This window comes from Cupriavidus sp. GA3-3, assembly GCF_000389805.1.
In the GTDB taxonomy this organism is placed as follows: domain Bacteria; phylum Pseudomonadota; class Gammaproteobacteria; order Burkholderiales; family Burkholderiaceae; genus Cupriavidus; species Cupriavidus necator_D.
The window spans coordinates 105,143-124,304 of sequence record NZ_KB944470.1; the positions used below are offsets into that span (position 1 = coordinate 105,143).

Here is a 19,162-nt window from a genome sequence, read left to right on the forward strand (position 1 = left end):
GCGAGCCGCCCGCGGTCACAGCGGCGCCGGTTGAGGCTGGCTGGCAGGCGTGGCCGCGGCGGGCTTCTTGTTGTCAGTGCCGCTATATGAGAAGTACTTCGCCTTCGCGCCCCTGGCCCAGTACGCCACCGTGAAGTGCTTGCTGTCGCGCCCATAGAGCAACTCCAGGCTGCCATTGGCGGCGGACCACTCGGCATAGCCATTCTCCGCCGCGCCTTCGGTCTTGCGCAGGGACGCATAGCGCTCGTCGAGCTTCTTGCGCACCTCATCCAGCGCCGGGCGCTCGAACGTCATCGTGATCAACGCCACGGTGTCCTGCGCATCGCAGTTCAGGATCACGCGCGTCAGGCCCTGCAGGTGGAAGCGCTCCAGGTGCCTGAGCTCGACGGCGTCGCCACCGGCCCACTCGGACTTGCCGGTCCTGGCGTGATTCTGCGGCGGCGCCAGGCGAGAGCACCTGGACTTGCCCAGCTCCAGTCCCAGCGGCGCAGCGGTGTTGCCGGCTGCGTCAGGCTGGGCAGGGGGCGCGGCATGGATCGAAACGGATGTCAGCAGGGTGGCGCAGAGCAGGGCGGCCTGCTGCAGGTTCAGGCGGGAAAGTGCTTTCACGGTCTTGAGGGAAGTTGTCAGCCGGGATTCTACGGCTTTCTTGTTTCCTGCCATGCATCTTCACGTCTGCCCGTGGTCCTTGCGTACCCGGTCTGCTTGTCGTATAGTCCTATTAATAGAACTATAGAAACAAGGCAGGAGCAAGGATGGAGACACCGACTGGAGCACTCGCTGGCGTCAAGGTCGTGGACATCACGGCGGTGTTCATGGGCCCCTCGGCCACTCAGATGCTCGGCGACCTCGGCGCGGATGTGATCAAGGTGGAGCCGCCCGCGGGCGATAGCACCCGTGGCATCGGGCCCTGCGGCAATGAGAAGATGGGGCCGCTTTTCCTCGGGCTGAACCGCAACAAGCGCAGCATCGTGCTGGACCTGAAGTCGCCGCAGGGGCGCGAGGCGCTGCTGCGCCTGGTGGCGGATGCGGACGTGCTGGCGTACAACGTCCGGCCCCAGGCGATGCAACGGCTCGGGCTGGACTACGAGACGCTGGCGCAGATCAATCCGCGCCTGGTCTATGTCGGCATGTTCGGCTTCTCGCAGCGCGGACGCTATGCCCCGCAAGCGGCGTTCGACGACCTGATCCAGGCCGCCACCGGGCTGCCCCAGGCGGTTGCCATGGGCACCGGCGACATTCCGCGCTATCTTCCGCTGACCATTGCCGACCGTTCCGTCGGACTCTATGCCTTCGGCGTGATCTGCGCCGCGCTCTACGCGCGGGCGACCTCCGGCCGCGGCCAGCGCGTCGATGTGCCGATGTTCGAAACCATGGTGCCTTACGTGATGGGCGACCATCTCTATGGCGAGACCTTCGTGCCAGCCAAGGGCGGATTCGGTTATCCACGCCTGCTGTCTCCCGAGCGCCGGCCTTACCGGACCCGCGACGGCCATGTCTGCTGCCTGATCTATCACGACCATCACTGGCGTGCCTTCCTGAAGGTGATCGGCAAGCCCGGCCTGTACGACACCGACCCGCGCTTCGCCGACATCACTACCCGGACGGCGCACATCACCGAGCTCTACGGCATGGTCAGCGACGAACTGGCCAGGCGGACCACGGAGGAATGGCAAGTGCTGCTGAAGGAGGCGGATATCCCGGTGTTCCCGATGCACACCTTTGAATCGCTGCTCGATGATCCGCACCTGAATGACATCGGCTTCTTCAGCGAATCCGACCACCCGGCGGTGGGCCGCATCCGCGAAATGTCGGTGCCCAGCGAATGGCACGGGACGCCGCCATCGCAGCGCCGCCATGCCCCGGCCCTGGGCGAGCATAGCCGCGAAGTGCTGCGCGAGGCCGGCTACAACGAGGCCGACATCGACAGCCTGATGGCATCCGGCGCATCGCGCGAACCGCGCCAGGCATCGGTGCATACGGCTGGCACGGCAAGCGAGGCCTGAACATGAATGAAGAACTCCTGTGCGAAGTCCGCGGCGCGGTCCTCTGGCTGACCATCAATCGGCCCGAGCGCCGCAACGCGATCAATCCGGCGGTACTGGACGGGTTGCACGCGGGGATCGACCGTGCCAACCACGACGACGCCATCCGCGCCGTGGTCATCACCGGTGCCGGAGACCAGGCCTTTTGCGCGGGCGCCGACCTGCAGAGCGGCAAGTCCTTTGCGTTCGACTATTCGGAGCCGAGCCAGCGGCTTGCCGACCTGCTGCGCTGCGCGCGGCGCTCCAACGTGCCGCTGATCGCGCGCGTCAATGGCGCCTGCATGGCTGGCGGCATGGGGCTGATGGCCATGTGCGACATGGCGGTGGCCAGCGAGCGGGCTGTGTTCGGCCTGCCCGAGGTCAAGGTGGGGGTGTTCCCGGCGCAGGTGCTGAGCGTGCTGCAGCATCTGGTGCCGCGGCGCGTGCTCAATGAGCTGTGCCTCTGCGGCGAGCCGCTGACCGCGCAGGAAGCGCTGGCGGCAGGGCTGGTCAACCACGTCAGTACGGACCTGGACGGCAAGCTTGACTGGCTGCTGGGCCGGCTGCTCGACAAGGCGCCCGCTGCGATCCGGCGCGGGCTCTATACCCTCAAGCATATCGATGCGATGTCCTTCGAGCAGTCGATGGCGTTCACGGAAAGCCAGATCGGCCTGTTCGCCATGACCGAGGACGCGCGCGAGGGCCAGCTCGCCTTCCGCGAAAAGCGCAAGCCGAACTGGACCGGCAAGTAAGAGAAAGGCAAGGAGACAGGACCATGCATGACAAGACAGTGCGCATCGGCGGCGCTTGCGGATTCTGGGGCGACAGCAGCGTGGGCGCGCCGCAACTGGTGCGCCATGGCGGGATCGACTACCTGGTGTTCGACTACCTTGCGGAGCTGACCATGTCCGTGCTGGCCGCGGCTCGCCTGCGCAAGCCGGAGCTTGGCTACGCCACCGACTTCGTCACGGTGACGATGAAGACCTTGTTGCGGGAGATCGTTGAGTGCAACATCCGCGTGGTCAGCAATGCCGGCGGCATCAATCCGCAGGGCTGCGCGCAGGCGCTGGCGGCGATCGCCGCCGAGCAGGGCATTGCGGTGCGCATCGCCGTGGTCGAGGGCGATGATGTCATGCCGCTGGTGGCATCGCTGCGCGAGGCAGGCATCACCGACATGCAGAAGGGCTTGCCGCTGCCGGACAAGCTGGTCAGCGCCAATGCCTATCTCGGCGCGCTGCCGGTCTGCAAGGCGCTGGACCAGGGCGCGCAGATCGTCATTACCGGCCGCTGCGTGGACAGCGCGGTGACCCTGGGCGTGCTGATGCACGAATTCGGCTGGCAGGCGCACGATTATGACCGGCTGGCGCAGGGCAGCCTGGCCGGCCACATCATCGAGTGCGGCTGCCAGGCGACAGGCGGGCTGCATACCGACTGGGAGCAGGTGCCGGACTGGCCGAACATCGGCTATCCGGTGGTGGAGTGCCGGGCGGACGGCAGCTTCCTGGTGGGCAAGCCACCCGCTACCGGCGGACTGGTCACAACTGCCACGGTGGGCGAGCAGGTGCTGTACGAGATCGGCGACCCTTCGGCCTATCTGTTGCCGGACGTGACCTGCGATTTCACGCAGGTGGCGCTGCGCCAGGCCGGGCCGGACCTGGTCGAGGTGCGCGGCGCCCGTGGGCGTGCGCCGGGCAACTGCTACAAGGTCAGTGCCACCTATATGGAAGGCTTCCGCTGCAATGCTCAGCTGACCATCGTCGGCATTGACGCGGCGGCCAAGGCCGAGCGCACGGCCGAGGCCATCCTGGCCCGCACGCGCAGGCTCTTCGCGGAAAACGGCTGGGGCGACTACACTCGCACCCGGGTCGAAGTGCTGGGAGCCGAATCCTGCTTCGGGCCGCACGCTGCGGCGCGCCATACCCGCGAGGCCATCATGCGGCTTGCGGTCACGCATCCCGAGAAGGCGGCGCTTGAACTATTCGCCCGCGAAATCGCGGCGGCCGGCACGAGCTGGTCGCCCGGCACCACGGGATCGGGCGGCGGACGCGCCAGCCCGTCGCCATCGATCCGGCAATACGCCTTCCTGCTGGACAAGGGTGCGCTGTCGCCGACGGTGGTCATGGATGGCGTGTGGACTGCCGTCTCCATCCCGGCCGGGCACGCAGCGACGGACGCCGCCGCCCCCGCCGCGGCGCAGGCTGCCGCCATCCCTGCTGGTGGCGACCGCATTGAAGTCCCCCTGGTCCGGCTTGCCTACGGGCGCAGCGGCGACAAGGGCGATATCTCCAATATCGGCCTGATTGCGCGCCGGCCGGAATACCTCCCGCTGCTGCGCGCCGAGGTCACGGCGGCGCGCGTGGCCGACTGGCTGGGCCACCTGGTGCTGGGGCCGGTCTCGCGCTATGACCTGCCGGGCTTCGACGCGATGAACTTTGTCTGCGAGTCGGCGCTCGATGGCGGCGGCATGGCATCGCTGCGCAATGACCCGCTAGGCAAGGGGATGGCGCAGATCCTGCTGACGATGCCGGTGCGCGTGCCGCGGAGCCTGCTGTCATGACACGCGCCAGCGCCAAGGTCGCAGCCAATGACGGCATCGCGCTGGCCGACGATAACGCCGGCGGCGTGACCCGCTACCGGCAACTGGCAAGCGTGCTGCGCCACAAGATCGTCGCCGGCGAGTATCCGGTCGGGTTCCAGCTGCCCACGGTCGAGCACCTGGCGCAGGCGTACGGCCTTGCCAAGGTCACCGTGCGGCAGGCCTTTGCCTTGCTGACCGAGGAAGGGCTGATCAGCAGCCAGCGCGGGCGCGGCACGCACGTCATCATGGTGCCGTCCGGCCCGGGCGAAGGCATGCGCTCGGCCATCAACGATGTCTCGGTTGGCGCCAGCGGCCTCGAGATCCGCATCCTGGAAAAGCGCAAGAACATGACCCTGCCGCCCGGCCTTGCCACCTGCGGCGCGCCGATGGACCGCTACGTGATGCTGCGCAAGCTGCACGTGCATGACGGGATGCCGTTCTGCCTGATCGAGCTGTATGTGGCCGACGCGGTGTTCGCCAGGTTCCCGCGCGGCGCTGAGAAGCATCACAAGATTGCCCACTTGCTGCGGGAGCAGGTGGGGGACCGGCTTGGCACGATGCGCCAGACCATGACTGTTGAGCCGGCCGACGCCATGCTGGCGCGCGACCTGGACTATGCCTTCGCGGCACCGGTCGCGCGCATTGTCCGTACCACGCTGGATATCGACGGCAACGTGCTCACGGCGGGCCGCTTCTGGTACCGCGGCGACCGCTTCATCCTCGACGTGGAGATGCCCGCGCAGCTTACCGAGCGCTACCCCGAACTGGCCGTGCCGAAAGCTGCTGCCCGGCAAGACGACTAACCAGGAGACAACGCATGACATCGCAATTCGTACGACGCGCCGCCGATGTGCCCGCCTATTCCCCGGCCAACCATACCGGAACCGCCAACCAGCGCGTGATCGGCAGGGAGACGGTCGGCGCGCGGCGCATCGAAGTGCTGTTGGGCACGATTTCTCGCGGCCATGGCGCCTTGCCCCATGCGCATCCGAACCTGGAGCAGGCGTCCTACCTGCTGACGGGCGAGGGCATCGGCGAGGTCGCCGGCAGGGCGCGCACCCTGCGTGCGGGCGACTGGGGTTTCAATCCGATGGGCGTATTCCACCGCTTCGAGGTCGTCAGCGACGAGCCGGTGCAGGTCATGGTGGTGTACGCCCCACCGTACAGCGAAAACCCGAACGCGGCCGTGGTGGCCAGCGCAGCGGATGATCCCCGCAGCAGCGCGCAGGCGGACAGCTTGCGCGAGGTGCCGATGCATGAGGCGGCCCAAAGCCTGCCTCACTACCATCGCGTCCGTGCCAGACCCGTGATTACGCGCGACACGGTCGGCGCTCGGCATCTGGATATTCGCGCACTGGAGCTCGAAGCCACGGGCGGTGCCGAAGCGCACTCGGTGGCGGCGACTGAGCAGGTGCTGTTCCTGCAGTCGGGTTCGGTCAGCGGCGAGATCAACGACCAGCAGTTCACCGCGACGTCGGGGGACTGGGTCTTTGTGCCGGAGGGCGGCACTTTCAGCTTTGCGGCGCAAGGTGGCCCGTGCGAGGCCATCCTGGTGCGGGCGCACGACGCGGTGCCCTGAATCCGGCCCGCGCAGGGCCCAGACAATGAACAGATGCCAAAGGCACGAGGAGACAGACCATGATTCATCCATGCATGCGTAAAGTGGCCATCGGGCTGCTGTTGCCGCTGGCCGCGGCCACAGCCGCGACGGCGCAGGCCGCGGACGCCAGCCAATATCCGGACAAGCCAGTCCGCGTCATCGTGCCGTTTCCCGCGGGCAGCGGCACCGACAGCAGCGCGCGCTTTGTCGCCGAGCGGATCACCGCGCAGACGGGCAAGCCCGTGGTGGTGGACAACCGTCCGGGCGCCAACGGCTTCATTGCTGCCAAGGCCGTGGCCGGCGCAACCGGCGACGGCTACACCATGCTGGTGACGACCAACACCACGCATGCTGCCAATGCGTCCTTGTTCAAGAAGCTTCCTTATGACCCGATCAAGGATTTCGCCCCGGCATCGCTGATCGCCAAGAGCGGGCTGGTATTGGTGGTGCCGCCCGACAGTCCGGTACGCACGCTGGCAGACCTGACGGCGCTGGCCAAGGCAAGAAATGGGACGCTGACGTTTGCCAGCGGCAGTTCGTCGACCCGCATCGCTAGCGAGCTCTACAAGATGCTGGCCGGCGTGCAGGCGCTGCATGTGCCCTACAAAGGGGTGCCGCTGGCCCTGACCGACCTGATGGGGCACCAGATCGATTTCATGATCTCCGATATTTCTCCGGCCATGACGCTGATCCAGGGCGGCAAGCTGCGCGCGGTCGCGGTGACCACTGCGCAGCGCAATCCGGTACTCAAGGATGTCCCCACGATGGCTGAGAGCGGCCTGCCCGGCTATGAGATGGTGGCATGGTCGGCGGCCTTCTTCCCGGCCGGGACGCCGAAGCCCGTGGTGGACCGCATGAGCGAACTGATGCGGAACGGCCTGACCGGGCCGGCTGCCACCGACTACTTTGCCCGCACCGGAGGTCAGCCTGCGCCATCGACGTCCGAGGAACTGGCCGCCTTTGTCCGCAGCGAGACCCTGAAATGGGCCAAGGTGATCAAGGCAGCGGGAATCGAGCCCGAGTGACGTAGAGGGGGGGCGTTGATGCGCAGAACGCCTCCTGCAGGCCTGCCCCTACACCTCAGGTGCTTGCGCCGGCATGAAGCGCCGGGTAGCGGCCCAGAACACCAGTGCCAGCAAGCTGACCACGGCGCCCAGCGCGCACACGCCCCGCCAGCCGGCAGCATCATAGACCGCCGTGGTGGCAATCGCGCCCAGCCCGCTGCCCGCCGCGTAGAACAGCATGTACGCGCCGACCAGCCGGCTGTGCGCCGCGGCATCGGTGCGGAAGATCATGCTCTGGTTGGTGACGTGGATGGCCTGGCCGCCCAGGTCGAGCAGCACGATGCCGATGGCCAGCGGCCACAGCGAGGTCTCCAGCCATGACAGCGGCAGCCAGGCCGCCACCAGCAGCACCAGTGCCGCGAGCGTGGTGCGCTGCCCGAAGCCCTGGTCCGCCCAGCACCCCGCACGCGCAGCCGCCAGGGCGCCCACCGCGCCAACCAGCCCGAAGGCGCCGATGGCCGTATGCGAGAGCCCATAGGGCGGAGCGCTCAGCGGCAATACCAGCGCGCTCCACAAGATGTTGAACGCCGCGAACATCAGCAGCGCGATCGTTCCCCGGATCTGCAAGACCCGGTCGCGGCGCAGCAGCAGGAACATCGATGCGACCAGGCTGGCGTATCGCATGCGCTGGCCGGCGCTGGCCACCACTGGCAGCGTGCGCCATAGCAGCCATGCAAGCACCAGCATCGCCGCTGCGGCGCAGACATAGACGTTGCGCCACCCGGCCACGTCGCTGACGCCGCCGGCCACGACACGCGCCAGCAGCAGTCCGATAAAGACACCGCTCTGCGCGGTGCCGACCACGTGCCCGCGCTCATGCGGTCCTGCAGCCGCGGCCGCATAGGCGATCAATCCCTGGGTCATGGCGGTGCCGAGCAAGCCGGTCAGGAGCATCCCCGCCAGCAGCACCGTAACGGACGGCGCCAGCGCCACGGCAGCCAGCGCGCCGGCCAGGGCAAGCACCTGTGCCAGCATCAGGCGGCGGCGTTGCACCAGGTCGCCCAGCGGCACCAGCAACAGCAGCGCCAGGGCACAGCCAAGCTGGGTGGCGGTGACCACTCCGCCGATGGCCCCGGCGCTGATGGAGAAATCCGCCATCAGCGCATCCAGCAGCGGCTGGGCGTAATAGACATTGGCGACGCTCAGGCCGCTGGCGCAGGCGAACAGCAGCACCGCGCCGCGCGGCAGGTTCGCACACGGTGTCGCAGGGCAAGTCGGAGGCGGTGCCGTCACCGGCGTAGCGGGGGAGGTTTTCATACCAGTCCATGTGGTTGCAAAACAAAACCAGTTGAAGCGTAAGCGTACTGGTTTTAAAATGCAACTACATTGACGGGCTGCACAGCCCCAAGGCAACCAAGACATGGCCACCCGCAAAGACCCGAGCGATGAAACCTGCCCCGTTGCTCGTACCCTGGAACTGGTCGGCGAGCGCTGGTCGCTGATGATCGTGCGCGATGCCTTCGACGGCATGCGGCGCTTCAGCGACTTCCAGCGCAGCCTGGCGGTCGCGCGCAACATCCTGTCCGACCGCCTGCGCCGGCTGGTGGAAGCCGGCATCCTGACGACGCAGCCGGCTTCCGATGGCAGCGCGTATCACGAGTATGTGCTGACGAAGAAGGGAGAGAGCCTGTTCCCCATCGTATTGGCCTTGCGCCAATGGGGCGAACAACATCTGTTTGCGCGCGGCGAGCGGCGCTCGCTGATGGTGGAGAAGCGGACCGGGAAGCCGGTGCCGCTGATGATACCCCGGACCAGCGACGGTGATGTGCTGTTGCCCGGGGAAACGGAAGTGCGCAAGCCGCGCTAGGAGGGGCGGCGGCGAGGTCGTCAACAGTCGCCGCGCTTTGCAGCGCGGGCGACCTGCTGCTGCCTTCAGCTGCCCCGATAAGTCCCGAAGCTCCACGGCGAACACAGCAACGGCACATGGTAGTGCTGCGCGGCGTCCGCGATGGTAAAGCGCACGGGAACAATATCGGCGAACACGTCGGGGGTGCGGAAGTAGTCCGCTACCCAGAAGCGCAATTCGAACTCGCCGGTGCGCGCCTGCGCCGGCGGCAGCATCGGCGCGTCGGTGCGGCCGTCGTGGTTGGTGCGGGTGCGCGCGATCAGCCGCGGGGGCTGGGTGGCAACGTCGAACAGTTCCACCTGCATGCCGGCCACGGGGCGGCCCAGGGATACGTCGAGCACATGTGTGCTGATGCCTGCCATGATGCGTTGGTCTCCGGGTTGGGCCGCGGCGTCAGCTGCCGCGGTAGTAGTTGTAGCTCCACGGCCCGAACAGCACGGGCAGGTGGATGCGCTGGCTGGCGTCGGTGACGCGCAGGCGCAGCGGGATCTTCGACAGGAACGACGGTTGCGGCAGGCTGGCCTTGCGCGCGGCAAAGTACTCGTCCGCGTGCAGGATCAGCTCATAGGTGCCGGTGCGGTAGCTGTCGCCGATCAGCAGCGGCGGTTCGCTGCGGCCGTTGGCGGCCAGCGTGACGGTCTGCAGCGGCGTGCGCTGGCCATTGTCGATGCGGAACATCTCCACGCGCATGCCGGCCGCGGGCGTGCCGTTATAGGTGTCCAGCGCGTGCAGCGTCAGGCGCGGGCTCAGGCCGCCTTGCTGCACCGGTGCAGCGGTCTGGTTGGGGGCCGCCGCATCGGGCGTTGCGCCCCAGCTGGCGCCAGCCAGCAGCGCGCCGCCGCCCAGCGTCATCGATTGCAGCGCGAAGCGCCGGCGGGTGGGATCGAAGCTATGGTTGTCCATGTCAGGCCCCTTGCTTGCCGTGCTTGCCCAGCTTGCGGATGCCGGCCAGCACCAGCACCGCGGCCAGCACCTCGATCACCGCCACCAGGTACAGGCCGGAGGTGAGCTTGCCGGTGGTGTTCTTGATCAGCCCCATCACATAAGGCGCGCCAAAGCCGGCCAGGTTGGCCACCGAGTTGATCAGGGCCACGCCCACCGCGGCGGCGCTGCCTGCCAGGTAGCGGTTAGGCAGCTGCCAGAACACGGGGATGGCGCTCATGGTGCCGACCAGCGCGGCAGTCATGGCGAGCAGTGCGATCACCGGCGACAGCACCTGCGCGCCCAGCAGCACGGCCAGCACCGCCATGGCACCGCCACCGACCAGCGCCGAGCCGCTGAAGTGCCAGCGCACTTCATTGCGGCGGTCGGAATGCGCGCCGTTGAGGATCATGCCGGCGGCGCCGCACAGGTAGGCCACGGCCGCGATCCAGCCCACCGCCATTGGCGTGGTGAAGCCCACGTCCTTGATGACGGTCGGGATCCAGAAGGTCAGCGTCGAGTTGGCGCACAGCAGGCAGAAGTAGATCGCGATCAGCAGCCACACCTTGGGGTTGGTGAAGAGCGTGCGCCAGTCGTGGCCGCGCTCGCCCAGGGCGGCGTTGTCGCGCTTGAGGGCGTCCTGCAGCACGCGCTTCTCGTCGTCGGAGAGCCAGCGCGCCTGCTCCGGCTTGTCGGTCATGTAGAACCAGGCAAAGATGCCGGCCAGCACTGACGGGATGCCTTCCAGGATGAACAGCCACTGCCAGCCGTGCATGCCGCTCACGCCAGCCATGCCGGTCATGATCCAGCCGGCCAGCGGCCCGCCCAGCACGCCGGCGATGGCCGACGCGGACATGAAGGTGCCGAAGGCGCGCGCGCGGCGCTGCGACGGATACCAGTAGGTCAGGTACAGGATCACGCCCGGGTAGAAGCCGGCTTCGAACGCGCCCAGCAGGAAGCGCAGGATGTAGAACTGCGTGGGCGTGGTGACAAAGCTCTGCAGCATGCAGATCACGCCCCAGCAGATGGTGATGCGCATGATCGTCTTCTTGGCGCCGATCTTCTGCAGCAGCATGTTCGACGGCACCTCGAAGAAGAAGTAGCCAAGGAAGAAGATGCCCGCGCCCAGCCCGTACACGGCCTCGCTGAACTGCAGCGCGTCCAGCATCTGCAGCTTGGCGAAGCCGATGTTGACCCGGTCCAGCCAGGCCAGTACCCACAGCACCCCAAGGAAGGGCAGCAGGCGCCAGGTTACCTTGCGGTAGACGCTGTCCTCGGCGTCGTCGGCGGTGCCGGCGAATACCGGGATGCCTTGTTTCGTGATCGACATGATGTCTCCTGTCTTGTCGTGTTCTGCCAGGTCTTGCTTGGCGGCGGTGCATGCCGTCCGCCGGGTTGGGAGCAAGTATATGAATGGCCCGCCAATGCGAAACGAGGGGGCTGGTATAGGCCCCATAGCAGCACCGATATGGGCTGCAATCCCTTGTGTGGCGCGGGTTTGCGGGTGCTCCGGCCGGGGCCGGGCGGACCTATGGATTACCCTAGGCGGGCCGTTTTCCGGGGTGCGCGCACGCGCATCGGGCAGGCTCGTGCGGGTTGTACCGGTTGCCGCGCGGTGCGCGACACGCTACAAAGTTGCCATTGCCCGGCATGGCGTTGCCGCCCGGAGCGGCGGCGGCCGCACCCGCCAGGCCTCCACTTTTGCTGCCACGGACCCAACATGATTCGCGCCGACGACCCGTTCGATACCTACCTGCTGCGCGTGCTGTGCATCCTGATCGCCGAGCAGAGCGTGTCGCGCACCGCGATCCGCCTGAACCAGTCGCAGCCGGCCATCAGCGCCGCGCTCAAGCGCCTGCGCGCGATCTTCAACGACCCGCTGCTCACGCGCGAGAAGAACGTGATGGTGCCGACCGAGCGCGCGCTGCAGCTGGCGCGCAATGCCCAGGCCGCGCTCAGCGCGCTGGACAACCTGCTGGTCTCGGACGAGCGCTTCGATCCCGCCACCACCGAGCAGAGCTTCGTGGTGGCCATGCCTGATTACCTGGCGCCGCCGTTCTTCGCGCACGTGGTGCGCGCGGTGCGGCGTGCGGCGCCGCACGCGCGGCTGTCGGCGCTGCCGCTGGGGGCCACCTTCGATTACGAGCAGGCGCTGTCGGCGGGGACGGTCGACATCGTGATCGGCAACTGGCCCAACCCGCCTGAGCACCTGCATCTGTCGGTGCTGCTGGAAGACGAGGTGGTGTGCGTGGTGGCGCAGGACAGCGTGCATGCGCAGCCCGGCAAGTTTACGGCCCAGGCCTACCTGGGCGCCTCGCATATCGTGCCCACGCCGTATTCGCGCGACCAGCGCGGCCTGGTCGATGCCGGCCTGAGCACCATGCGCGTGCACCGGGACAACCGCGTCAGCTGTCCCTACTTCAACCTGGCGCCCAGCCTGATCCCGGGCACCGACCTGATCCTGACCACCGCGCGCCATTTCGCCAACTACCATGCGCAGCATGTGCCGCTTGCGGTGGTGGAGCCGCCGATCGAGTTCCCGTTCATGCGCTTCTACCAGCTATGGCACCCGTCGCGCCACCGCTCGGCCGCGCACGTCTGGCTGCGCGGCATGCTGACCGCCGCCTCGCAGGAGCTGCGCGACCTGCGCGATATGCGCCGCTAGCGGTATCGGTTTCTGTTATGGGATCTATAGGGCGCGGGCTCTCGCCGCTGCGGCGGGCCGTTCCTATACTCGGCCCCGTATCCAATGATTCCCCATGCGCGGGATCCCTACGGGAGAAGCATCCATGTCTCAACCACTCGACCTGGCGTCGGTCAACGCCCTGGACGAAGCGGCCTTTGCCGATGCCTTCGGCAGCGTGTTCGAACACTTTCCGCAGGCTGCCGAGGGCGCCTGGGCGCAGCGGCCGTTCGCATCGGCAACGGCGCTGCATGGCGCCATGATGGACGTGGTGCGCAAGCTTGACGAACCGCGCCAGCGCGATTTCCTGAACCTGCACCCGCAGCTGTCGGCACGCAATATCCGCGCGGGCACGATGACCGCCGATTCCAACGCCGAGCAGAAGAGCGCCGGCCTGGACGCGATGTCGGCGCAGCAAGAGGCCGCGCTGGACCAGCTTAACGCGGACTACCAGGCGCGCCATGGCTTCCCGTTCATCATCTGCGTGCGCCACTACACCCGCGAAGGCATCTTCGCCGCGTTCGAACGCCGGCTTGGCCGCAGCACGCAGCAGGAGCTTGACGAAGCGCTGGCACAGATCGCCGCGATCACGCGAGGGCGGCTGGCGGCGCGGCTGGCCGGTTGAGGCCAGCGCCTATCCAAAGGCCTCAAGCGCCAGCGCCAGCATCCCCACCAGGATGAGGCTGGCGGCCCAGACCGCCTCCAGGTTGAACCAGCTCCGCGATACGAACTTCAGTCCCAGGTAGCGGTAGACCAGCCACGCCATGGCGCCGCCCACGGCGAACATGGCCAGGGTGTGGATGACGGAAACCAGCAGCGCCATGCCCAGGTTGGCGCTGGCGAGCGTGGCGGCGGCCTGGTGCCCCAGGTCCGTCTCGGCACGGCAGAGGCCAAGATAGATCGGCACCAGCATCAGGCCGGCGCCATGCGCGATCGCCACCGCGAACGACCATAGCGCCAGCCGCGATGGCGCGATGCGCACCAGTGCGCGCGGGTGGCCTCGCCTGAGCAGCAGCACGATGCCGCAGCCGATCAGCAGCACGCTGGCGCCGATGCGGATCTGCGCTTGCCAGGCGACCAGGGCCGCCAGCATGCCGAAAGGCAGCGTCACCGCCAATACCGCAAGCGCATGCCCGAAAGCCAGGTACCCGAGCGCGGCAAGGAGGGCGCGGCTGCTATGCGCCAGCAAGCCGTTCGATACCGCCAGCGGCCAGCCCATGGCCGGGTTGATGCCGTGATAGAGGCCGCTGGCCAGCACTGCCGACCAGAGACCGATCTGTTCCCAGGCGTGACCGGTCAAGCCTTGACCGAGGGATAGCAAAACGAGTCGGTCGAGCAGTCGCCGCCTTCCAGCCGGATCTGGTGCGCGCGGTAGCCTTCCGGAAACTCGACCCAGTAGTCATCGGCCAGCGTCAGCCCGCCGTCCGGGCCGGCATGCGCCATGACTTGCGTGCCGGGGATGCCGTCTGGGTAGAACTGGTTGTCCCAGGTGGAGTAGAGCGAGTTGGTCCAGTAGACGCGCTTGCCGTCGCGGCTGATCTCGACCATCTGCGGGCCGCCGGCGAATGGCTTGCCGTTGGGATGCGGCGTGCGCCGGACGATGCCGCCGATATGGACCGACCCAGAAAGCCTGGGCTTGCGCGGATCGGTCACGTCGTACTGCCGCATTTCGCCGGTGCCCCAGCAGGACACGTAGAGGAACTTGTCGTCGAGGGACAGATCGATATCGGTCACCAGCGGCGGCACGGCACCGAAGCCCTGCAGCAGCGGCGGCAGCAGGCTTGCATCGGCGGCTTCGGGGGGGATGGTTGCGGTCTTCTCGGCGTGGAACTTGCCGCCTTCGCGCCACCAGGTCCAGATCGAGCCCTCCAGGTTGGTGGTATCGACCACCACGCCAACAAAGCCGTATTCCCGGATCGGATCATGCGCAGGCCTGACTTCCAGCGCCATCTGGTGGTTGGCGCCCAGGTCGATGGTCTGCACGTTGCGGCGCGCCCGCAGGTCCCAGAAATGCAGCTTGTGCCCGTAGCGGTTGCCCAGCAGGTCCTCGGGCACCAGACCGTTCTCGAACTGCGGCGGCAGGGCCCATTCGCTCGACACCATGTAGTCGCGCGGCAGGTTCCACCAGAAGTCGTAGTGCTTCTCCTGTTCGCCGCGGTCGATTTCCCAGCGGCCGAGCACGTCGAAGGTCTCGCAGTCCATGATGAAGATGCCGGGCGCGCCGTCCGTGCCATCCGGGCCACCGCCCCCGAGCGTGCTGACGTAGATGCCCTCCGGCCCGCAGTGCACGGTATGGGGCCTGGAGTAGCCGGTCTTGCGGAAGATCTCGTCCGGCTCAACGATCTTGTGGATCCGTGCCTGGGTCGGGTGCGGCTTGGTGTCGATGATATACAGGCGCGAAGAGCGCATGCCCGGAATGATCAGGTAGCGCCGTTCGAGAAACGCGTGGCCGGTCAGCGGCGACAACGACGACGAGCACGCATTCCAGCCGAAATGGTGCAACTCGTCGCCCTTGTTGGTCATCGGCACGGTATGCACCACCTGGCTGTAGGTGGGCGAGCCGGGTTTGGCGTCGATCACCGCGAGCGCGTCTGGCTGCGAGGCGTCGGGGCTTAGCAGCACCGTATAAGCAAATGATTCCGCTGGTGCGCTGATCGCGAGTTCCGGCGAGGCGTGAAATGTCGGATCTGGCCGCATGTTCATGGGGAGCCCTCCTGGTTTTGCAGGACGTCGCAACGTCGCCGGTACATCACTTGCCCTTGGCGCGTGGCCAAGGTGCAGGGTAAGCCTACTTAGCCTAGGTCGTTCTCAATACCGAGTCAAAGGCGGCGCAGGCGCGGCAAGTGAATAACCCCCAGGGGGCTTATTCATGCTGGCAAAAGATTCGCTTCGTGAAATAGAGATTTACGAAAAGCCATAAATCAAGCAGAAACGGGGTTCCGGGCCAGCGCGCGCAACGCGCGCCACACCGGTATCAGCGAAACGATCAGCGAAATGGAAACCCAAGCAATGGATGCGGTGAAATCTCAAGGTGAGGGCGATGATGAGTTCTGCCTGGACAATCCGGCACTGGAGAGCATCGGTGTCAGGATCACCCGGTGGCGCGACGACTATGTGGAACTTGAGCTCCCGCTCGCGCCCAATATGCTCAACCGCAGCCGGGTGGTGCATGGCGGCACCATCTGCACCCTGCTCGACGCCGCCACTGGCTATTCGGGCCTTTACTCGGCGCCGGGCGAGGCCGCGCGTCATGCGGTCACGCTGTCGCTGACCTCGAACTTCCTGAGCAACGGCACGGGCAAGCTGCTGACCGCAAAGGGCATGGTCGACCGGCGCGGGCGCTCGATCTTCTTCTCGCGCGCAGAGGTGTGGCTGGATGGGGAGCTGCTGGTGGCAACCGGCGTCGCCACGATGAAGTACCTGAAGTAGGCAGCCCGTCTCAGGCGCCGTCCTGGCGCCAGCGTGTCGGTGACTTGCCGAACTGTGCCGCGAACCAGCGCGAGAATGCGCTCGGTTCCGAAAACCCCAGCAGCGTGGCGACCCGGGCCAGCGGCCGCTGCGGATCCTGCAGGTAGCGTTGCGCAAGCTCGCGGCGCACCTCATTGACCAGCGCGGAGAAGGTGTCGCCATCCTGCTCCAGCTGGCGCTGCAGCGTACGCGGACTGATGCCAAGGCTTTGCGCGACCTGTTCCACCGCGCCGCGCCCGCGCGGCAACAGCTGGTGGAGGGTGCGCCGGACCTCGGCAGCGATCGAAGGCTTGCCGGCCCCCGGCTGCAGGTCGAGGAAGCCCCTGGCATACCCGGCCAGGCTGGCATCGGCCAGCGGGTTGATGCGATCCAGGTCGCCGCTGGCGAGCACCAGCCCGTCGAACTCCGAACCGAACTCAATGTGTTGCCCGAACAGGCGCCTGTGGATTTGCAGGTCGGCCGGCGCCGCATGGGCGAAGTGCACGCTGTGCGGCTTCCAGGACGCGCCCAGGATGGCGCGGATCAGGCTGTACAGGGCGGCAACGGTCAGCTCCACGGCCTGCCTGCCGGGCTGGTGCCGGCCAGTCTGCAACGTCACATGCAGCACCGTGATCTCGGGATATTCCGTGACCAGGATGGAGATGGAGTCGCTGAGCCAGTGGCGGTAGCGCTCGATCTCCGCCAGCGCGTGGCGCAGCGTGGGCTGGTGCTGCAGCAGCAGGCTGACCGGGCCGAAGTCTGACAGGCGCCACGATTCCCCCACCATCAGGCCAAGCGAATGGCAGGCGGTGACCCGGGCCGAGGCCTCCAGCACTTCGGCCAGGCGCGCTTCCGGGATGCGCAGGTCCGGGGTGTACAGGCAGGCCTGGTCCAGGCCGGCCTGGGCCACCATGCGCACCGGATCCAGGCCCGCGCCCCGGGCAATCTCCAGGTATTTGGTCAGGGAAGCGCTGCGAACAAGGACGGTCATAAGGCTGCCGCGAGAGTGGGTGGGGGCGTCGGTCGTGTCCGTCATCAAATGTCAAATCCTGGCGCGATCGGTCAAGGGTGCCGCGCCATGGCTGTCTGACAATCGTTACCGTCGCGCCAATGATAGCGGCGCGGGCAGGACACGACAATCAGGAGACAGCCTTGGCAAAAGCCATTCGCATGTACGAGACCGGAGGGCCCGAAGTCCTCCGCTATGAGGACGCCGAGGTAGGCGACCCGGGCCCGGGCGAGGTACGGATCCGCCACGCCGCCGTCGGGCTGAACTATGCCGACACCTACTTCCGCAACGGCACCTACCCGGTGCCGTTGCCCGGCGGCATGGGCGTGGAGGCAGCCGGCGTGGTGCAGGCGGTGGGGCCGGGCGTGACCCATGTCGCGGAGGGCGATCGCGTCACATACACCGGCTTTATCAACACCCTGGGTGCGTACAGCACCGAGCGCCTGGTGCCCGCCGCACCGCTGATCCGCCTGCCGGAAGCGATCAGCTTCGAGACCGCGGCGGCGATGACCATGCGCGGCCTGACCTCCGCCTACCTGATGCGCCGCATCTACCCGTTCCAGGGTGGCGAAGCCATCCTGCTGCACGCGGCCGCCGGCGGCGTGGGACTGATCGTCTCGCAATGGGCCAGGCTGCTCGGCCTGACCGTGATCGGCACCGTCTCGACCGAGGCCAAGGCAGAGGTGGCGCGCGCCCATGGCTGCGACCACATCATCAACTACAGCCATGAGGACGTGGCAAAGCGGGTGCGGGAGCTGACCGATGGCGCGGGCGTGTCCGTGGTCTTCGACAGCGTGGGCAAGAGCACCTTCATGGCCTCGCTGGACTCGCTGAAGCGGCGCGGGTTGATGGTCTGCGTCGGCACGGCCTCCGGCACCATCCCGCCGTTTGATCCGCAGCTGCTGGCGAGGAAGGGTTCGGTCTACCTGACCCGTCCGGCGCTGGCCGACTACATTGCGGACCCCGCCGAAAAAGCCGAACTGGCTGCCGAGGTGTTCGGCCACGTTGCCGCTGGCCGTATCCGCATCGAAATCAACCAGCGCTATGCGCTGCAGGATGCCGTGCAGGCCCACCGCGACCTGGAATCACGCAAGACCACCGGGTCTTCGATCTTTGTGCTGTAAAGGAGCGTCCCCATGCGAGCCCAACCGCTTACCTGCAATATCGGCGCCGAAGTCAGCGGCGTCAGCCTGGCCGATGCCGCGCGCGACGACGCGCTGTTTGCCGAGATCAAGTCCCTGCTGCTCACGCACAAGGTGCTGTTCCTGCGCGACCAGGAAATCTCCCGCGCGGACCACGTGGCGTTCGCGCGCCGCTTCGGCGAACTGGAAGACCATCCCGTCGCCGGCAGCGATCCCGATCATCCAGGGCTGGTCCAGATCTATCGCAGCGACAAGCGCGAGAACTACGAGAACAGCTACCACACCGATGGCAGCTGGCGCGAAACCCCGCCCATGGGCTGCGTGCTGCGCTGCATCGAATGCCCGCCGGTCGGCGGCGACACCATCTGGGTCAACATGGCGGCGGCCTACGAACACCTGCCCGAGGAAATCAAGCAGCGCATCGCCGGCCTGCGCGCCAAGCACAGCATCGAGCATTCGTTCGGCGCGGCGATGAGCCCGGAAAAGCGCGCCAGCCTTGCCGCGCAGTACCCCATGGTCGAGCACCCGGTGGTGCGCACGCATCCGGAAACCGGCGAGAAGGCGCTCTACGTCTGCGGCTTCTCCACGCATTTCGCCAACTTCCATACGCCCGAGAACGTGCGCTACGGACAGGACAAGACCCCGGGCGCCAGCCATCTGCTGAACTACCTGATCAGCCAGGCGGCGATTCCCGAATACCAGGTGCGTTTCCGCTGGCAGCCCAACAGTGTGGCCATCTGGGACAACCGCTGCACCCAGCACTACGCGGTGCAGGACTACTGGCCGGCGCCGCGCAAGATGGAGCGCGCCGCCATCATCGGCGACAAGCCGTTCTGAGGCGCACCAGC

The 19,162-nt window shown here is 67.1% G+C and carries 20 protein-coding genes; 12 read left to right on the forward strand and 8 right to left on the reverse strand.

Annotated elements, in window-relative coordinates; genetic code table 11:
* Positions 1–15 precede the first annotated feature (15 nt).
* Entirely contained in the window at positions 16–609 is a 594-nt protein-coding gene (locus C265_RS09555) for a hypothetical protein (protein ID WP_037023995.1), read from the reverse strand.
* A gap of 146 nt (positions 610–755) precedes the next feature.
* Between C265_RS09555 and C265_RS09560 the strand changes: the two genes are divergently transcribed.
* Genes C265_RS09560 through C265_RS09585 form a run of 6 tightly spaced genes read left to right on the forward strand, consistent with a single transcriptional unit; the run spans position 756 to position 7,227 of the window.
* Positions 756–2,006 (forward strand): CaiB/BaiF CoA-transferase family protein, encoded by a 1,251-nt coding sequence (locus C265_RS09560; RefSeq protein WP_011616935.1) that lies wholly within the window; start codon positions 756–758, stop codon positions 2,004–2,006.
* Positions 2,007–2,008: 2 nt separating this feature from the next.
* Positions 2,009–2,776 carry an enoyl-CoA hydratase/isomerase family protein gene (locus tag C265_RS09565; protein WP_010809708.1) on the forward strand — a complete coding sequence of 256 codons (768 nt, stop codon included), beginning with the start codon at positions 2,009–2,011 and terminating at the stop codon, positions 2,774–2,776.
* A 23-nt stretch (positions 2,777–2,799) separates the two neighbouring features.
* Positions 2,800–4,581, forward strand: a complete 1,782-nt coding sequence (locus C265_RS09570; RefSeq protein ID WP_010809709.1) for an acyclic terpene utilization AtuA family protein — start codon at positions 2,800–2,802, stop codon at positions 4,579–4,581.
* Entirely contained in the window at positions 4,578–5,405 is an 828-nt protein-coding gene (locus C265_RS09575; protein ID WP_010809710.1) for a GntR family transcriptional regulator, read from the forward strand. Before C265_RS09570 ends, C265_RS09575 begins: the two co-directional genes overlap by 4 nt.
* 14 nt (positions 5,406–5,419) lie before the next feature.
* Complete coding sequence (locus C265_RS09580; RefSeq protein ID WP_010809711.1) at positions 5,420–6,181, forward strand: cupin domain-containing protein; 762 nt, start codon at positions 5,420–5,422, stop codon at positions 6,179–6,181.
* Positions 6,182–6,240: 59 nt separating this feature from the next.
* Positions 6,241–7,227 (forward strand): tripartite tricarboxylate transporter substrate binding protein, encoded by a 987-nt coding sequence (locus tag C265_RS09585; protein ID WP_052181609.1) that lies wholly within the window; start codon positions 6,241–6,243, stop codon positions 7,225–7,227.
* Positions 7,228–7,275: 48 nt separating this feature from the next.
* Here C265_RS09585 and C265_RS09590 read toward each other — a convergent pair whose 3' ends face one another.
* Positions 7,276–8,523 (reverse strand): MFS transporter, encoded by a 1,248-nt coding sequence (locus C265_RS09590; RefSeq protein WP_037024000.1) that lies wholly within the window; start codon positions 8,521–8,523, stop codon positions 7,276–7,278.
* 103 nt (positions 8,524–8,626) lie between these two features.
* Between C265_RS09590 and C265_RS09595 the strand changes: the two genes are divergently transcribed.
* Positions 8,627–9,073 (forward strand): helix-turn-helix domain-containing protein, encoded by a 447-nt coding sequence (locus tag C265_RS09595; protein ID WP_010809714.1) that lies wholly within the window; start codon positions 8,627–8,629, stop codon positions 9,071–9,073.
* 65 nt (positions 9,074–9,138) lie between these two features.
* Here the strand turns inward: C265_RS09595 and uraH (C265_RS09600) are convergent, their stop codons facing one another.
* Genes uraH (C265_RS09600) through C265_RS09610 form a run of 3 tightly spaced genes read right to left on the reverse strand, consistent with a single transcriptional unit; the run spans position 9,139 to position 11,363 of the window.
* Positions 9,139–9,474 carry a hydroxyisourate hydrolase gene (gene uraH, locus C265_RS09600; RefSeq protein WP_010809715.1) on the reverse strand — a complete coding sequence of 112 codons (336 nt, stop codon included), beginning with the start codon at positions 9,472–9,474 and terminating at the stop codon, positions 9,139–9,141.
* A 31-nt stretch (positions 9,475–9,505) separates the two neighbouring features.
* Positions 9,506–10,015, reverse strand: a complete 510-nt coding sequence (uraH, locus tag C265_RS09605) for a hydroxyisourate hydrolase (RefSeq protein ID WP_010809716.1) — start codon at positions 10,013–10,015, stop codon at positions 9,506–9,508.
* A 1-nt stretch (position 10,016) separates the two neighbouring features.
* The gene (locus tag C265_RS09610; protein ID WP_010809717.1) at positions 10,017–11,363 is read right to left on the reverse strand and encodes an MFS transporter; all 1,347 of its coding nucleotides are present in this window, start codon (positions 11,361–11,363) and stop codon (positions 10,017–10,019) included.
* Between the two features lie 390 nt (positions 11,364–11,753).
* Here C265_RS09610 and C265_RS09615 point away from each other — a divergent pair, with 390 nt between their 5' ends.
* Positions 11,754–12,698: a LysR family transcriptional regulator gene (locus C265_RS09615; RefSeq protein WP_010809718.1), complete on the forward strand. Its 945-nt coding sequence runs from the start codon at positions 11,754–11,756 to the stop codon at positions 12,696–12,698.
* A 124-nt stretch (positions 12,699–12,822) separates the two neighbouring features.
* Positions 12,823–13,341, forward strand: a complete 519-nt coding sequence (uraD, locus tag C265_RS09620; RefSeq protein WP_010809719.1) for a 2-oxo-4-hydroxy-4-carboxy-5-ureidoimidazoline decarboxylase — start codon at positions 12,823–12,825, stop codon at positions 13,339–13,341.
* A gap of 9 nt (positions 13,342–13,350) precedes the next feature.
* Here uraD and C265_RS09625 read toward each other — a convergent pair whose 3' ends face one another.
* Both C265_RS09625 and C265_RS09630 read right to left on the reverse strand, forming a co-directional pair.
* A complete protein-coding gene (locus C265_RS09625) occupies positions 13,351–14,016 on the reverse strand; it encodes a hypothetical protein (protein ID WP_010809720.1) in 666 nt (221 codons plus the stop codon).
* The gene (locus tag C265_RS09630) at positions 14,013–15,419 is read right to left on the reverse strand and encodes a selenium-binding protein SBP56-related protein (RefSeq protein ID WP_010809721.1); all 1,407 of its coding nucleotides are present in this window, start codon (positions 15,417–15,419) and stop codon (positions 14,013–14,015) included. Before C265_RS09630 ends, C265_RS09625 begins: the two co-directional genes overlap by 4 nt.
* Positions 15,420–15,725: 306 nt before the next feature.
* On the opposite strand from C265_RS09630, the gene C265_RS09635 reads away from it, so the two are divergent.
* Positions 15,726–16,145, forward strand: a complete 420-nt coding sequence (locus C265_RS09635) for a PaaI family thioesterase (protein ID WP_010809722.1) — start codon at positions 15,726–15,728, stop codon at positions 16,143–16,145.
* Between the two features lie 10 nt (positions 16,146–16,155).
* Here C265_RS09635 and C265_RS09640 read toward each other — a convergent pair whose 3' ends face one another.
* A complete protein-coding gene (locus C265_RS09640) occupies positions 16,156–17,154 on the reverse strand; it encodes an AraC family transcriptional regulator (protein ID WP_037024002.1) in 999 nt (332 codons plus the stop codon).
* 161 nt (positions 17,155–17,315) lie between these two features.
* Between C265_RS09640 and C265_RS09645 the strand changes: the two genes are divergently transcribed.
* On the forward strand, positions 17,316–18,296 hold the full coding sequence (locus C265_RS09645) for a quinone oxidoreductase (RefSeq protein WP_010809724.1): 981 nt from the start codon (positions 17,316–17,318) through the stop codon (positions 18,294–18,296).
* 12 nt (positions 18,297–18,308) lie between these two features.
* On the forward strand, positions 18,309–19,151 hold the full coding sequence (locus tag C265_RS09650; RefSeq protein ID WP_010809725.1) for a TauD/TfdA family dioxygenase: 843 nt from the start codon (positions 18,309–18,311) through the stop codon (positions 19,149–19,151).
* The last annotated feature ends 11 nt before the right edge of the window (positions 19,152–19,162 follow it).

What these genes read in the sequence shown, in the direction of transcription:
- C265_RS09560 (WP_011616935.1), top strand. Translation starts at nt 756, where the DNA reads ATGGAGACACCGACTGGAGCACTCGCTGGCGTCAAGGTCGTGGACATC.
- C265_RS09565 (WP_010809708.1), top strand. Translation starts at nt 2,009, where the DNA reads ATGAATGAAGAACTCCTGTGCGAAGTCCGCGGCGCGGTCCTCTGGCTG.
- C265_RS09570 (WP_010809709.1), top strand. Translation starts at nt 2,800, where the DNA reads ATGCATGACAAGACAGTGCGCATCGGCGGCGCTTGCGGATTCTGGGGC.
- C265_RS09575 (WP_010809710.1), top strand. Translation starts at nt 4,578, where the DNA reads ATGACACGCGCCAGCGCCAAGGTCGCAGCCAATGACGGCATCGCGCTG.
- C265_RS09580 (WP_010809711.1), top strand. Translation starts at nt 5,420, where the DNA reads ATGACATCGCAATTCGTACGACGCGCCGCCGATGTGCCCGCCTATTCC.
- C265_RS09585 (WP_052181609.1), top strand. Translation starts at nt 6,241, where the DNA reads ATGATTCATCCATGCATGCGTAAAGTGGCCATCGGGCTGCTGTTGCCG.
- C265_RS09590 (WP_037024000.1), bottom strand. Translation starts at nt 8,523, where the DNA reads ATGAAAACCTCCCCCGCTACGCCGGTGACGGCACCGCCTCCGACTTGC.
- C265_RS09595 (WP_010809714.1), top strand. Translation starts at nt 8,627, where the DNA reads ATGGCCACCCGCAAAGACCCGAGCGATGAAACCTGCCCCGTTGCTCGT.
- uraH (WP_010809715.1), bottom strand. Translation starts at nt 9,474, where the DNA reads ATGGCAGGCATCAGCACACATGTGCTCGACGTATCCCTGGGCCGCCCC.
- uraH (WP_010809716.1), bottom strand. Translation starts at nt 10,015, where the DNA reads ATGGACAACCATAGCTTCGATCCCACCCGCCGGCGCTTCGCGCTGCAA.
- C265_RS09610 (WP_010809717.1), bottom strand. Translation starts at nt 11,363, where the DNA reads ATGTCGATCACGAAACAAGGCATCCCGGTATTCGCCGGCACCGCCGAC.
- C265_RS09615 (WP_010809718.1), top strand. Translation starts at nt 11,754, where the DNA reads ATGATTCGCGCCGACGACCCGTTCGATACCTACCTGCTGCGCGTGCTG.
- uraD (WP_010809719.1), top strand. Translation starts at nt 12,823, where the DNA reads ATGTCTCAACCACTCGACCTGGCGTCGGTCAACGCCCTGGACGAAGCG.
- C265_RS09630 (WP_010809721.1), bottom strand. Translation starts at nt 15,419, where the DNA reads ATGAACATGCGGCCAGATCCGACATTTCACGCCTCGCCGGAACTCGCG.
- C265_RS09635 (WP_010809722.1), top strand. Translation starts at nt 15,726, where the DNA reads ATGGATGCGGTGAAATCTCAAGGTGAGGGCGATGATGAGTTCTGCCTG.
- C265_RS09640 (WP_037024002.1), bottom strand. Translation starts at nt 17,154, where the DNA reads ATGACCGTCCTTGTTCGCAGCGCTTCCCTGACCAAATACCTGGAGATT.
- C265_RS09650 (WP_010809725.1), top strand. Translation starts at nt 18,309, where the DNA reads ATGCGAGCCCAACCGCTTACCTGCAATATCGGCGCCGAAGTCAGCGGC.